We start from the raw sequence: 13,859 nt of genomic DNA, 5'->3' as shown, positions 1-13,859 counted from the left end.
AATCAATCTTTTCTACAGCAGGCTTCTCCTCCCGGTGAATGACCATCCAAGGCGACAACGCCAGGTGCCTCTTCCTCGCCGGGAAGGGCCTCGAAAGAGAGGTGAGCAAGTATGGCAAAAGGAATGCGCGAGATTAAGCGTCAAATCAAATCCACACAAAATACGAAGCAAATCACCCGGGCGATGGAAATGGTGGCGGCTGCGAACTTGAGAAGAGCGCAGCAATCGGCCGAATCCGCACGACCTTACGCGGATAAGCTGAAGGAAGTGGTCGGAAGCATCGCTGCAGGCACCAAGGGTGTGAAGCACCCGATGCTGCAAACCCGTGAAGTGAAAAAGACCGGCTATCTGGTCATCACATCGGACCGCGGGCTTGCCGGTGGTTATAATGCGAACGTATTGCGTAAAGTGGCCTCCGAAATTCGCGAGAACCACAAGTCGACGGACGAATACACCATTTTCGTCATCGGCCGTAAAGGTCGCGACTTCTTCAAGAAACGGAATATGCCGATCACGGATGAAGTCACCGGAGTTCCGGATTTGCCGAGCTTCGCGGACATTAAGTCGATCGCATACGCAGCCGTTGCGAAATTCGAGCAGGGTGAATACGACCAGTTGTTCCTGGTGTATAACCAGTTCAAGAACGCAATGACCCAAATTCCGACGATTAAGCGTCTCCTGCCTTTGGATGACGTGTCCGGAACGACGACGGCCAGTTACGAGTATGAACCGTCGCCGGAAGGCGTACTGGAAGTTCTGCTTCCTAAGTATGCTGAAACGCTTATTTACAGTGCGGTTCTGGAAGGAAAAGCAAGTGAGTTCGGTGCGCGGATGTCGGCTATGAACAGCGCGACCAAAAACGCAACGAAGATGATCAGCACGTACACGCTTGCTTACAACCGGGCGCGTCAAGCTTCGATCACGCAGGAGATTTCCGAGATCGTCGCAGGCGCGAACGCAAGCAGTTAAGCGGTGTAAATAAGACGAAGGCTTTGCTGGGCAAAGCTTGAAATAGGTTCAAGAAATGCTTACGAAGTCGTTTTGCTGAGGCAAAACAGAGTTAATGCTTACGATGCGGTTTTTGCTACAGCAAAAACCTGGAGGAGGGAAAACATGAGCAAGGGGCGCGTTGTGAATATCACAGGGCCGGTCGTCGACATCGAGTTCGAGCGTGGGCACCTCCCTGAGATTCTTAATGCAATTCGAATTGAAACAAAAGCGCAAGACAACGGCGGGCAAGACATTAGCCTGACGGTTGAAGCGGCTGTTCACCTTGGCGACAACATGGTTCGCTGCGTTGCGATGTCTTCCACGGACGGATTGGTTCGCGGTGCGGAAGCTGTCGATACCGGCGCTGCGATTTCCGTACCTGTAGGGCCGGCTACGCTCGGCCGCGTGTTTAATGTACTGGGTGAGCCGATCGACGGAAATGCTACCGTAGACCGTACACTGACGAGCCCGATCCACAAATCGGCTCCTGCATTCGACAATTTGTCGACGAAAGCCGAAATCCTGGAAACGGGGATTAAAGTTATCGACCTGATGGCTCCTTATGCCAAGGGTGGTAAAATCGGTCTCTTCGGTGGTGCCGGTGTAGGTAAAACCGTAACAATGCAAGAGTTGATTCATAACATCGCGCAAGAGCACGGCGGTATCTCCGTATTCGCCGGCGTAGGCGAGAGAACTCGTGAAGGTAATGACCTTTACCACGAGATGAAGGAATCCGGCGTTATTTCGAAAACGGCGATGGTATTCGGCCAAATGAACGAGCCGCCGGGTGCGCGTCTTCGCGTAGCCTTGTCCGGCTTGACCATGGCGGAGTACTTCCGTGACGAGGAAGGCCGTGACGTTCTTCTGTTTATCGACAACATCTTCCGCTTTACTCAAGCGGGTTCCGAGGTTTCGGCCTTGCTGGGCCGTATGCCATCCGCGGTAGGTTACCAGCCGACGCTGGCAACCGAGATGGGTCAATTGCAAGAGCGGATCACCTCGACCAAAAAAGGTTCTGTTACTTCCATCCAAGCGATCTACGTTCCGGCGGACGACTATACCGACCCGGCTCCGGCAACGGCATTTGCCCACTTGGATGCAACGACGAACTTGGAGCGCAGCATCGCGGCAGCGGGTATTTTCCCAGCCGTTGACCCGCTGGCTTCTTCTTCCCGTATCTTGACGCCGGAAATTCTTGGCGAAGAGCACTACGCGGTATCGCAAGGCGTAAAACAAATTTTGCAGCGCTATAAAGAGCTTCTCGATATCATCGCGATCTTGGGTATGGACGAGTTGTCCGATGAGGACAAATTGGTCGTACACCGCGCTCGTCGCTTGCGCCTGTTCTTGTCTCAGCCGCTTCACGTGGCCGAGGCGTTTAACGGGATCCCGGGCTTATACGTTCCGGTTAAAGACACGATCCGCAGCTTCCGTGCAATCTTGGACGGCCAATACGACCATCTTCCGGAGCCGGCGTTCCATAACGTCGGTACGATCGAAGACGCGGTCGAAAAAGCAAAAACACTGTAATTGAAACATCGTGCCTATGCCCACTCCCGTCTGGGGGCGGGCATAGGTATACATGAGGCTTACGAGGTGACATTCTGCCGAATGTCCTTAGTTATTGCTTACGAAGCGGTTTTCTGACGAAAACCCTTAGGAGGGGAATCCAAGTGAGCACATTCCTGCTGGAAATCGTAACTCCTGAGCGTAAAGTGTACGCCGAAGAGGTGAACATGATTATCGTAAAGGGAGTCGAAGGAGAGCTTGGTATTCTGCCGAATCACATTCCGCTGGTCACTCCGCTCAAAATCGCACCGATTACCGTAAAGAAGCAAGGGTCGAAAGACGAAATCCTCGCGGTGAACGGCGGTTTTATGGAAGTGCGCAAGGATAAGGTGGTTATACTGGCGGAAAGCGCCGAGCTGCCGGGACAAATCGACGTCGACCGGGCGAAAGCCGCTAAGGAACGCGCCGAGAAGCGTTTGAAAGACGCCAAGCAAGAAAATCTCGATTTCAAACGCGCCGAGCTGGCTTTACAGCGAGCTGTTAACCGGCTGGACGTTTCCGGAAAAAAATAAAAATGTGAGCTAAGCGGGGGAACGACAGTTCCCTCGCTTTTTCACTTTAATCCGAAAATAGGGATGATGGAATACTACCCGGTGTGTAAGAAACGAAGGCTTCGCATTTTTTTATAACGAATCTTAGATTGCGGGAATAACATATGTTGTGTGTCTAAACGGTTTGAGAACCGTTGGAATTGCTCAAAAATGTTAGACACCCCAAAAGCCATTTGATATAATTGGAAAGGCACATATTAACAATTTTTGTGGAAATAATAAGAAAGCTTTTGATCGAAGCCCTTGCGATGAGAAGACAGTCGTCATCGGCTGTAGCGCGGAAGTTCGACGCCGGGTTTCCGCAGAGCCGGATAAGGGCATAATGATACATAGGGAGGCGGTTCGTTCACGATGTACATGAACAATTACGTGGTCGTAGCGATTTTTCTCTTCTTAGGCGTGTTGCTTCCGATTGCAGCGCTTACAATTGGTCGATTATTAAGGCCGCACAAGCCGGTTGAAGAAAAATACACAACGTATGAAAGCGGTAACGAACCGGTAGGAGAAGGGCAAGTTCGCTTTAACATCCGCTACTATTTGTTTGCTCTGATGTTCGTCATTTTTGATGTGGAAACTGCATTTCTTTATCCTTGGGCCGTTGCATATAAGCAATTAGGCTTGTTTGCGCTTGTGGAGATGTGTATATTCGTTGCGCTGCTCATCATAGGTTTACTTTACGCCTGGAAGAAGAAGGTGCTGCAATGGACTTCAATTTAGAAAAAATTACTCCGGAAGAGCGTCAAGAAATGGAACGCACGGTGTTCATGACCACTTTGGAACAGGTCAAGGGCTGGGCGAGAAGCAACTCGCTGTGGCCGCTTACCTTTGGGCTCGCCTGTTGTGCGATAGAGATGATGGGCACAGGCGGCTCGCATTATGATTTGGACCGATTCGGCGTTATTTTCCGGACGTCTCCGCGGCAATCGGATGTGATGATCGTTGCCGGTACGGTAACGAAGAAGATGGCGCCGCTGCTGCGCCGGTTATACGAGCAAATGCCTGAGCCGAAATGGGTGATCGCGATGGGTTCCTGTGCGACGGCGGGCGGTCCGTACGTCAAATCGTATGCTGTGGTAAAGGGCGTCGACCAGATCGTTCCGGTAGACGTCTATATCCCTGGCTGTCCGCCGAATCCGGCCGCGCTGATCTACGGGATCAACAAGCTGCAGGAGAAAATACGCTATGAGGCGAAAACCGGTAAGCAGGTGACCAATCGATGAGTGAGGACCAAAAGCGCGATCGACCCGAAGCAGCCGGCACCGGTATGAGCGGTGAACCGCAAAAGGTAGAGGGCGCCGAAATCACCAAAACGGGCGGAGCGGGCGAGCCGCCGGGCGGGTACGCGGGTGCGAATCCACCTGCAGCGGAACAAGCCGAGGCGGAGAAGGCGGCCTCGACCGATGCGGATAAAGAGGCGAAGATCAAAGCGGCTGCAGAAGCCAGAGCCGCTAGAGCGGCTGAACGGGCGGCCAAAGCTGCCGAAGCAGGGGACGCCCCGGAGGCGGAGAAGGCAGCCCCGACGGATGAGGAGAAGGAAGCCAAGGCTAAGGCGGCTGCGGAGGCTAGAGCGGCTAGAGCCCGCGAACGGGCGGCTAAGACGGAAGCCGCGGCTCCGGATGCTCCCAAAGAACCGTCGCCGAATCAGCCGCTGCTCGATCGTTTCGTAGCGATCCTGAAAGAGAATTTCGGTGAAGTGGTCGAGGAAGCTTTCATTAATGAAAAGGGCGGTCATCTCCCTTATGTGGTGCTCAAAGGCGAGGTTTGGCCGGAAGCCGCGCATCTGTTGAAAAATCATATGGAATTAAAATTAAATTATTTGCGCAACCTGTCCGGCGTTGATATGGAAACTCATATGGAAGTAGCGTATCATCTGATCTCGCTGGAAACGAAGCGGGAGTACTGCGTGAAGATCAAGACGAATCGGGAGACGCCATCGATTCCGTCCGTGACACCCGTTTGGCCGACGGCGAATTGGAATGAGCGCGAAGCCTACGATTTATTCGGAATCGATTTCCCGGGTCATCCCGACCTGCGACGTATCATGATGGCCGACGACTGGGTTGGCTATCCGCTGCGAAAAGATTATGAGCCGCTCGACCCGGAGGTGTAATGAAGCTTGGCCATTAGAACCGAAGAAATTTTATTGAATGTTGGGCCTCAGCATCCGAGTACGCACGGCGTTTTCCGAATTATCGTCAAGCTGGACGGCGAGATGATTACGGAAGCGATTCCGGTCATGGGCTATTTGCACCGTGGTACGGAGAAGCTGGCCGAGAACCTGACGTATACGCAAATCATTCCTTACACCGACCGAATGGATTACGTTTCCGCCATGACGAACAATTATGTACTCGTCAATGCGGTGGAGCGATTGATGGGGCTTGAAATCCCGGAGCGCGCCGAGTTTCTAAGGCTGATTGTGATGGAGCTTCAGCGTATCGCCAGCCATTTGGTCTGGTGGGGAACGTACTTGCTCGATATCGGGGCCATGAGCCCTTTCCTGTACGCGTTCCGCGATCGGGAAATTATCATCAACCTATTTAACGAGCTTTGCGGCGCCCGCTTAACCTATAACTATATGCGCGTAGGCGGAGTGAAATGGGATGCACCGGAAGGCTGGATTCAGAAGGTGCGGGAATTCATTCCCTATATGCGTGATAAACTGAATGAGTATCATAATCTCGTGACCGGGAACGAGATTTTCTTGGCCCGGATTAAAGGAGTCGGCAAGTATGATGCCGAGACGGCGATCGCTTACGGGCTAAGCGGCGCGAATTTGCGCTGCACCGGGGTGAAGTGGGACTTACGGAAGGATCAGCCTTACAGCATCTATGATCGCTTCGAGTTCGACATACCGGTATCGACCAACGGCGATTGCTTCGATCGTTATAACCTGCGAATGGAGGAAGTCGTCCAGTCGCTCCGCATTTTGGAACAGGCGGTCGAGCAATTTCCGGAGGACGGTGAGATCATGGGCAAAGTGCCTCGTGTCCTGCGTCCGGCCGAAGGGGAAATTTACTCGGCGATCGAATCGCCCCGCGGCGAGATCGGCTGTTACATTATTTCCAAGGGCAAAGATAAGCCATACCGCTTAAAATTCCGCAGACCGTCGTTTGTCAATCTGCAAATTTTGCCTAAGCTGCTTGTCGGGGAAACGATGACGAATTTGATTACGATCCTCGGAGGCATTGATATCGTCGTCGGGGAGGTCGATTGTTAATGCCGGATTTATTGCAGCAGCCTTTAACATGGACGAACGCGGCCATTTTCTTTGCATGGGTCGTCGTGCTGCTTCTCGTCATTCTCGGCTTCGTGACCTACGCCATCTACTTTGAACGCAAAATCCTCGGATGGATGCAGCTGCGGATCGGACCGAACCGTACGGGCCCGCTCGGTCTGTTGCAAACGGTGGCGGACGTGTTCAAGCTGTTGATTAAAGAGGACACGATTCCGAGGAAGGCCGACCGCGAGTTGTTCATCCTTGCGCCGATCATTACGTTTATTCCGGCCTTTGTCGTCACGGCAGTCATCCCTTATTCGAGCACCCTGATCAGCAGCGATCTCAACGTCGGCGTCCTGTATTACGTGGCGCTGTCGGGAATCTCCACGATCGGCATCGTGCTTGGGGGCTGGGCGTCGAACAACAAATATGCGCTGCTTGGCGGCATGCGTTCCGCCGCGCAGATGATCAGCTACGAAATTCCGCTCGTCATCTCCGTCGTCGGCGTGATCATGATGACTGGCAGCATGAACTTGAATCGAATCGTAGAAGGCCAAGCCGGCGGCTTCTGGCATTGGAACTTCCTGCCGCAAATTGTCGGGTTCGCCGTATTCGTTGTGGCAGCCGTCTCCGAGTTAAACAGGACGCCTTTTGACTTGCCTGAGGCCGAATCTGAGCTTGTTGCGGGTTACCATGTTGAGTACAGCGGGTTCCGGTTCGCCTTTTTCATGCTGGCGGAGTATGTATATGTGTTTGCGATTTCCGGACTGACGACGACGCTCTTTCTGGGCGGATGGCATGCGCCGTTCACGTTCCTCGATTTTATTCCGGGAATCGTCTGGTTCTTGCTGAAGTTTTCACTCATCGTATTCGTACTCATCTGGATCCGGGGCACGCTGCCGCGGGTTCGGGTGGATCAACTGATGGGTCTCGGATGGCGGGTGCTGCTGCCGCTGGCGCTGCTGAACATTTTTGTGACGGCAATTTACATGGCGATTGCGATGTGACGAAACCGGCTGCCGTATTGATTGACGAAAGGGTGAATGTGAAATGAAAGGCATTGTAAAAGGCCTGGGCGTAACGTTGAAGAGCTTGACGCAGAAGAAAATCACGTACGCCTATCCGGACGTCCCGCTCGAAATGCCGGACCGGTTTCGAGGCATCCAGCACTTCGATCCGGAGAAATGTATCGTCTGCAATCAATGTGCGCGCATTTGTCCGACCGAGTGCATCAATCTGGTAGGTAAACCGAATCCCGACCCCGAGAAAAAAGGCAAGGTCATCGACACCTACGATATTAATTTTGAAATTTGCATCCTGTGCGATCTGTGTACCGAGGTTTGTCCGACGGAAGCGATCGTCATGACGAACAACTTCGAGCTGAGCACATACAGCCGCGACGATTTGTTCAAAAACCTGGAGTGGTTGAACGATAACAATTCGAACATACGTAAAGAAAATAACTCCGCGATGCCGAAGGGCGGTGCGAAGTAAATGCTATCCAACGTCGTGACTTTTTTATCCAGCGGTGAAAACCTGGTGTTCTTCGTGTGTGCGCTGCTGGCCATCGGCGGAGCGATCTTCATGCTCAGCTACACGAAAGTGGTGCACATGGTATTGGCGCTCGCGTTAACCTTCGTCAGCTTGGCCGGCTTGTACGTCGTGCTGCAGGCGGAATTTGTGGCCGTGGTCCAAATTCTTATCTACGCCGGGGCCATCTCGATTTTGATGATCTTCGGAATTATGATGACCAAGCACCACAACGAAGAAGAGGAGCCGAAGCGCCCTTGGCATAACGGGCTGTTGTTCATCGGGGCTGCGGGGTTGTTCGGGATCATCTTCTACGTCATCCAACGGACGGAGCTGCCGACCGGCGAGTTCCCGAAGGTGGAAGACAATACGATGGAAATCGGGAAGCTGCTCTTTAACCTTCACGTTCTGCCGTTTGAATTGATGTCGCTGCTGCTGACGGTAGCCTTCATCGGTGCGATCATCGTGGCGAAGAGGGAGGAGGATTAAGCATGGGAGCCAGCGGCTTAGCCACCCCTTATTTAACGCTTGCGGCCATCTTGTTTTGCATCGGGCTTTACGGAGCGTTGTCCAAGAAAAATGCCGTCATCGTCTTGCTGTCCATCGAGCTGATGCTTAATGCGGTCAACTTGAATTTGGTCGCATTCTCCAAGTTCGGGGCTCAGCCAAGTTTGACCGGTCAAATTTTCTCGCTGTTCAACATTACCGTTGCCGCAGCCGAAGCGGCCGTCGGCATCGCAATTTTGATTGCGCTCTACCGCAATAAGGGAACAACGGATGTTGGGGATATGGATTCGCTGAAGCGATAGCGCAGGTTTGCCGTCGGCAAACGCGTAGAGGAGGATTTAAGCTCATGATATCGGCTTACTCGCAATACGCCTGGCTCATCCCGTTGTTTCCGCTGCTGTCGTTTTTGATCTTAACGGCGGCAGGACGCTCGCTGCGGGAAGTAGGCGCCTATATTAGCATTGTAGCCGTGTTCGCTTCGTTCGTGTTGTCCGTGCTGGTCTTCATGGAACGGATCGGGGGACACCTTGAAGGTTACACGTGGAACAAGCTGCAATGGATTAAGCTCGGCGACGTCGTCTTGACGATGGGTTTCGAGGTGACGAATCTCAATTCGCTCATGCTCGTGATCGTGACGCTTGTCAGCTTACTCGTCAATATTTATTCCAAAGGCTACATGCACGACGACGAACGGATCAACGTGTTCTTCGCCTATATCGCGTTATTTACGTTTTCGATGCTGGGACTCGTCATTTCCGAGAATCTCGTACAGCTCTACATATTTTGGGAACTCGTCGGCGTTTGTTCCTTCCTGCTTGTCGGCTTCTGGTATTTCAAGCCGGAAGCGCGCGCAGCGGCGAAGAAGGCGTTCATCGTTACCCGCGTCGGCGATGTCGGATTATTCATTGGCATTCTGCTGCTGTTCTGGGCGATGCCGGATCATGCGCTCGATTTCACTTCGATCAGCAACGCCTTCTCAAGCGGAAAAATTTCCGAGGAAATAGCGACGTGGATTGCCATTCTGATTTTTATCGGTGCGATGGGGAAATCGGGGCAGTTCCCGCTGCATACGTGGCTGCCGGACGCGATGGAAGGTCCTACGCCGATCAGTGCGCTCATTCACGCCGCGACGATGGTAGCGGCCGGCGTTTACTTGGTGGCGCGTACTTTCGATATTTTCACGGCAGCGCCTGCGGCTCTTACCGTCGTAGCGGTGGTCGGGGCGTTTACGGCGATTTTCGCGGCGACGATCGGCACCGCGCAGAACGATATAAAACGTATCCTCGCTTACTCGACGGTCAGTCAGCTCGGGTACATGATGATGGCGCTTGGGATCGGAACGGCGGCGGCTTACACGGCGGGGATTTTCCACTTGTTCACGCATGCTTTCTTCAAAGCGCTGTTGTTCCTCGGAGCGGGCAACGTCATCCATGCCGTGCATACGCAGGACATTCACGAGATGGGCGGCGTAGGCCGCAAAATGAAAATCACGGCTTGGACATTCGCCATCGGCGCTTTGGCGCTTAGCGGCATCGTGCCGTTGTCCGGCTTCTGGTCGAAGGACGCGATCTTGACGGAGGCGTATAACACCGGACATTACGGATTGCTGATTGTCGGGCTGGCGGCTGCCTTCTTCACGGCATTCTATATGTCGAGATTGTTCTTCCTGGTGTTTTTCGGCAAATCGAGAAACCCGCACCGTCATGACGTTCACGAATCGCCGGGGACGATGACATTCCCGCTGATCGTACTCGCCGTATTAGCCGTCGCAGCGGGCTTCGTGTTCACACCGTTTAACCCGTGGTTAGGCGGGTGGCTGACCGGTCATGAAGCAGAAGAGCATGCATCCGCGCTCGTTATGATTTTATCTAACGTCGTCGGCTTGTTGGGCATCGGCTTCGGTTACCTGGTGTTCGTGAAACGATCGATTTCTTCAGCGTCGTTCGTGTCCTCGGCGCCTTGGCTGTATAGGCTGCTGAACCGCAAATATTACATTGACGAACTGTATCAAGCCGTATGGGTACGTCCGCTGGGGGCGATCGGACAGGTGCTGAATCTGTTCGACGTATACGTGGTGGATGGGGTCGTGCGCTTATCGACTTATGCCGTAACGGGTCTTGGCCGCCTCGGTTCCCGCTTGCAGAACGGGCAAGTGCAAACGTACGGTCTTGCGACGTTGCTCGGTTTGCTCGTCCTGATGCTTGTGATCGCGGGAAGGAGGTTCATCAACTTTGGATAATTTCCCGATTTTGTCGTTGATTACGTTCTCGCCGCTCATCGGTGTGCTGATCCTGCTGTTCATGCCTAAGACGCAGGGCCAATGGATCAAAATTACGGCTATTGCCGTCACGCTTATTCCATTGATTTTGTCTGCATGGCTCTATGTGAAATTCAATTCGAATGTGGGCGGCATGCAGTTTAAAGAAGATCTGCCGTGGATTTCAATCCCGCTCGATAGAGAGACGCAGGGCTTAAGCCAAATGTCGGCCTACTTCCTGGAGTTCAAGTTCACGCTCGCGGTCGACGGGCTGTCGCTGCCGCTCGTGTTCCTGACGGCGCTCGTCTCCACGATGGCCGCTCTGGCTTCCGTATACATCAAGAAGCGGTGGAAGTCGTACTTTATCTGGTTTCTGCTGCTCGAGATGGGGATGTTCGGCGTATTCATGGCGCAAGACCTGTTCTTGTTCTTCGCTTTCTTCGAATTGACGCTGGTGCCGATGTTCTTCCTGATCGGAATTTGGGGATATATGGACCGCGAACGGGCGGCCAACAAGTTCCTCATCTATAACGGCCTCGGCTCGGCGATTATGATCATCGCCTTTCTCATCTTGGTCAGTACGGCTGGCTTCACGCAAACGGCGGTGGAGAACGGCGTTACGATTCACTACTCCGGCGATCTCAACGTAATCACGGAAAACTTGTTTCAAAATGCCGACTCTTATGTCAATCAGAGCGATCTGGAAGGCAACGTATTTTTCTTAAGCGATACGATGAAATGGGCGCTGTTCCTCATGCTGCTCGTGGCGTTCGGCATCAAGCTGCCGCTCTTCCCGTTCCATACCTGGATGCTCAAGGTACATACGGAGGCGCCCCCGTCGATCGTCATGATTCACTCCGGCCTCTTGCTGAAAATGGGGGCGTATGGTTTAATCCGCTTCGGCATCCTGCTGTTCCCGGATCAAGCGGTGGCCTGGGGAACCGTGCTCGCCGTGCTGGGAATCGTCAATATTTTGTACGGCGCGGTGCTCGCCTTCGTGCAGAAGGAATTCAAGCTTGTGTTGGCCTACTCGAGTATTAGCCATATGGGCATCGTGCTTCTCGGGATTTCCGCATTCAACACGATCGGATTGGAAGGCGCGATCTTCCAGCTCGTTTCGCACGGCTTGATCTCGGCGTTGATGTTCCTGATCGTCGGCAGCATCTATGAGCGCACCCGTACAACGAAGCTGGATGAGCTCGGCGGACTGGCGAAGTCGGTGCCGTTCATCTCCGGCATCCTGCTTGTATCGGGTATGGCGTCGCTCGGGCTGCCGGGGCTGTCCGGCTTTATCAGCGAGTTTCTTGCTTTTGTAGGGCTGTTTGAATCGCACCCCATCTTGACGGCTGTCGGAGCGCTCGGCATCATTCTGGCCGCCGTGTACGTGCTGCGCGGGGTGCTCGGCATCACCTACGGTCCGTCCCGGACCGAGCTGCCTGCGATGCGGGACGCACGTTTCATCGAGGCGATTCCAATGATTACGCTCGTGGCGTTTATTGTAGTGCTCGGGATTTACCCGAGCGTACTGAGCGAGCCGCTGCATCAAACCGTCGTCGGTTTCGATCAATTCATTCGCAGCGTAACGAAGATGGGGGGTTAGACCGGTGGAACCAATACGTCTTCAACTCCAAGATCTCGGTCTGCTGGCACCGGAGCTGACGCTTGTCGTCGCTGCCGTCATTCTGTCGCTGCTCGATTTGCTGCTGCCTCGTCAAGCCGGCCGAACGTGGCTCGGTTGGTTGTCGCTGATCAGCATTGCGATATCGGCCGTATTCGTCGTCCTGTATCAGTTGAATCCGGCGGAACCGAAGCAGCTGCTTCTCTACAGCTACCGGATCGATGATTTTGCCAGCATCATCAAGCTGGTGCTGCTTGTGGGCGCCGGACTTGTAACGTTCATGAGCATCGGCTCGGTTCGGGAAGAGGAAGTGCCGCATGTCGGCGAATACTATTACCTGCTGCTGCCGGCCACGATCGGCGGTATGATCATGGCTTCGTCCGGCGAATTGATTACGCTGTTCGTCGGCCTTGAGCTGCTTAGCATCACATCCTACATCCTGGTCGCGATGCGGAAGAAAAATTGGCTGACTAACGAAGCCGCCTTTAAATATATCGTGCTGGGCGGCATTTCGTCCGCGGTCATCTTGTACGGCATGTCGTTCCTCTATGGAATGACCGGTTCGACGGTGATCCCGCAGATTAGCAGCGTGCTGGAGCGGAGCGGAGAGACGCTGCAGCCGATGATTTACTTGAGCTTCTTCCTGCTGCTGGCGGGCTTCGGCTTTAAAGCAGCGGCAGCGCCGTTCCATATGTGGGCGCCGGACGTGTATCAGGGGTCTTTCACCCCGGTAACCGCATTCCTGGCCGTCGTCTCGAAAGCGGCCGCATTCGCGATCTTGTTCCGCGTCATGTATACTGTCTTCGCCTCGCCGGGCATCATGGGGACGCCGATTCACAGCGACTTTCTGCTGGGGATGATGGTGGTGGCGGCTGCGGCGATGATCGTCGGCAACTTCGTCGCGCTTCGCCAAACGAACTTGAAGCGCCTGCTCGCCTATTCAGGCATCGCTAACTCGGGCTACCTGCTTGTGCCGATCGCGGTTCAATTCTCGATCGTGCATTTCTCTAACTTTGCCGAATTTGTTTACTACTTGATCGCGTATCTGTTCATGAACATCGGGATGTTCGCCGTGTTGATGATCATCGAGCGCTCGACCGGAGAAGAAGATCTTAAAGGGTTCGCCGGCCTGTACTATCGCGCTCCGGGTATGGCGGTCGCCACCGTGCTGCTCGTCTTGTCCCTCGCGGGACTGCCGGTCTCGGCCGGCTTCTTCGGGAAGCTGTTCATCCTGCTGGGCGCGATGCAGACGCAGCATTACTGGCTGGGCGCGATCCTGATTGCGACGAGCGTCATTTCGTTCTACTACTATTTCGGCCTCATCCGCCAAATGTTCATGCGCAGCGACGACGCATCCGCACCGATTCGGCCGGCGCTTCCGCTGAGCATCACCATGTGGCTCTGCGCGGCCGCCAGCGTACTGCTCGGTCTGTTCCCGCAAGGCGTGCTGGCCTACATCGAGCAGATTTTCACGCTCACGCAAGATTTGTTTATGTTTAGTTAATAGCCCAGGGCTAAGCCCGCACTTCCGGAACGATCGTATCGATTCCGGGACTGCGGGCTTTTTTACCGTACGTTTGAAGGGAGGAATGCGGGATGAAAAAGGAGCAGCGGAGG

General features: G+C 53.9%; 14 protein-coding genes. All 14 read left to right on the top strand.

Annotated elements, in window-relative coordinates:
• The first annotated feature begins 111 nt into the window (after positions 1-111).
• On the top strand, positions 112-969 hold the full coding sequence (atpG, locus tag PVA01S_RS20375) for an ATP synthase F1 subunit gamma (protein WP_127609111.1): 858 nt from the start codon (positions 112-114) through the stop codon (positions 967-969).
• Between the two features lie 144 nt (positions 970-1,113).
• A complete protein-coding gene (atpD, locus tag PVA01S_RS20370; RefSeq protein ID WP_127609110.1) occupies positions 1,114-2,520 on the top strand; it encodes a F0F1 ATP synthase subunit beta in 1,407 nt (468 codons plus the stop codon).
• A gap of 143 nt (positions 2,521-2,663) precedes the next feature.
• Positions 2,664-3,071: a F0F1 ATP synthase subunit epsilon gene (locus PVA01S_RS20365; RefSeq protein ID WP_127609109.1), complete on the top strand. Its 408-nt coding sequence runs from the start codon at positions 2,664-2,666 to the stop codon at positions 3,069-3,071.
• Positions 3,072-3,461: 390 nt separating this feature from the next.
• Positions 3,462-3,827 (top strand): NADH-quinone oxidoreductase subunit A, encoded by a 366-nt coding sequence (locus tag PVA01S_RS20360; protein WP_127609108.1) that lies wholly within the window; start codon positions 3,462-3,464, stop codon positions 3,825-3,827.
• Entirely contained in the window at positions 3,812-4,330 is a 519-nt protein-coding gene (locus tag PVA01S_RS20355; RefSeq protein WP_127609107.1) for a NuoB/complex I 20 kDa subunit family protein, read from the top strand. The genes PVA01S_RS20360 and PVA01S_RS20355 overlap by 16 nt, the downstream gene beginning before the upstream one ends.
• The gene (locus PVA01S_RS20350) at positions 4,327-5,220 is read left to right on the top strand and encodes an NADH-quinone oxidoreductase subunit C (RefSeq protein WP_127609106.1); all 894 of its coding nucleotides are present in this window, start codon (positions 4,327-4,329) and stop codon (positions 5,218-5,220) included. Before PVA01S_RS20355 ends, PVA01S_RS20350 begins: the two co-directional genes overlap by 4 nt.
• Positions 5,221-5,226: 6 nt before the next feature.
• Complete coding sequence (locus tag PVA01S_RS20345) at positions 5,227-6,330, top strand: NADH-quinone oxidoreductase subunit D (protein ID WP_127609105.1); 1,104 nt, start codon at positions 5,227-5,229, stop codon at positions 6,328-6,330.
• Positions 6,330-7,337, top strand: coding sequence for an NADH-quinone oxidoreductase subunit NuoH (gene nuoH, locus PVA01S_RS20340; RefSeq protein ID WP_054799360.1), 1,008 nt, complete (start codon positions 6,330-6,332; stop codon positions 7,335-7,337). The genes PVA01S_RS20345 and nuoH overlap by 1 nt, the downstream gene beginning before the upstream one ends.
• A 43-nt stretch (positions 7,338-7,380) precedes the next feature.
• Complete coding sequence (gene nuoI / locus PVA01S_RS20335) at positions 7,381-7,824, top strand: NADH-quinone oxidoreductase subunit NuoI (protein ID WP_127609104.1); 444 nt, start codon at positions 7,381-7,383, stop codon at positions 7,822-7,824.
• Positions 7,825-8,349, top strand: a complete 525-nt coding sequence (locus PVA01S_RS20330; RefSeq protein WP_127609103.1) for an NADH-quinone oxidoreductase subunit J — start codon at positions 7,825-7,827, stop codon at positions 8,347-8,349. It abuts the gene before it with no gap.
• 2 nt (positions 8,350-8,351) lie between these two features.
• Entirely contained in the window at positions 8,352-8,669 is a 318-nt protein-coding gene (gene nuoK, locus PVA01S_RS20325; RefSeq protein ID WP_054796279.1) for an NADH-quinone oxidoreductase subunit NuoK, read from the top strand.
• Positions 8,670-8,713: 44 nt separating this feature from the next.
• Positions 8,714-10,606 (top strand): NADH-quinone oxidoreductase subunit L, encoded by a 1,893-nt coding sequence (nuoL, locus tag PVA01S_RS20320; RefSeq protein ID WP_127609102.1) that lies wholly within the window; start codon positions 8,714-8,716, stop codon positions 10,604-10,606.
• Entirely contained in the window at positions 10,599-12,224 is a 1,626-nt protein-coding gene (locus PVA01S_RS20315) for a complex I subunit 4 family protein (RefSeq protein WP_127609101.1), read from the top strand. The genes nuoL and PVA01S_RS20315 overlap by 8 nt, the downstream gene beginning before the upstream one ends.
• Positions 12,225-12,228: 4 nt before the next feature.
• Positions 12,229-13,746 (top strand): NADH-quinone oxidoreductase subunit N, encoded by a 1,518-nt coding sequence (locus tag PVA01S_RS20310; RefSeq protein ID WP_127609100.1) that lies wholly within the window; start codon positions 12,229-12,231, stop codon positions 13,744-13,746.
• Positions 13,747-13,859 lie beyond the last annotated feature (113 nt).

The sequence above is a fragment of the Paenibacillus validus NBRC 15382 genome (assembly GCF_004000985.1).
Taxonomy (GTDB): domain Bacteria; phylum Bacillota; class Bacilli; order Paenibacillales; family NBRC-103111; genus Paenibacillus_G; species Paenibacillus_G validus.
This window is presented reverse-complemented; position numbering and strand designations above follow the sequence as displayed.

Excerpts from the sequence above, each read along its gene's own strand:
- atpG (WP_127609111.1), top strand. The coding sequence starts at position 112 with ATGGCAAAAGGAATGCGCGAGATTAAGCGTCAAATCAAATCCACACAA.
- atpD (WP_127609110.1), top strand. The coding sequence starts at position 1,114 with ATGAGCAAGGGGCGCGTTGTGAATATCACAGGGCCGGTCGTCGACATC.
- PVA01S_RS20360 (WP_127609108.1), top strand. The coding sequence starts at position 3,462 with ATGTACATGAACAATTACGTGGTCGTAGCGATTTTTCTCTTCTTAGGC.
- PVA01S_RS20355 (WP_127609107.1), top strand. The coding sequence starts at position 3,812 with ATGGACTTCAATTTAGAAAAAATTACTCCGGAAGAGCGTCAAGAAATG.
- PVA01S_RS20350 (WP_127609106.1), top strand. The coding sequence starts at position 4,327 with ATGAGTGAGGACCAAAAGCGCGATCGACCCGAAGCAGCCGGCACCGGT.
- nuoH (WP_054799360.1), top strand. The coding sequence starts at position 6,330 with ATGCCGGATTTATTGCAGCAGCCTTTAACATGGACGAACGCGGCCATT.
- nuoI (WP_127609104.1), top strand. The coding sequence starts at position 7,381 with ATGAAAGGCATTGTAAAAGGCCTGGGCGTAACGTTGAAGAGCTTGACG.
- PVA01S_RS20330 (WP_127609103.1), top strand. The coding sequence starts at position 7,825 with ATGCTATCCAACGTCGTGACTTTTTTATCCAGCGGTGAAAACCTGGTG.
- nuoK (WP_054796279.1), top strand. The coding sequence starts at position 8,352 with ATGGGAGCCAGCGGCTTAGCCACCCCTTATTTAACGCTTGCGGCCATC.
- nuoL (WP_127609102.1), top strand. The coding sequence starts at position 8,714 with ATGATATCGGCTTACTCGCAATACGCCTGGCTCATCCCGTTGTTTCCG.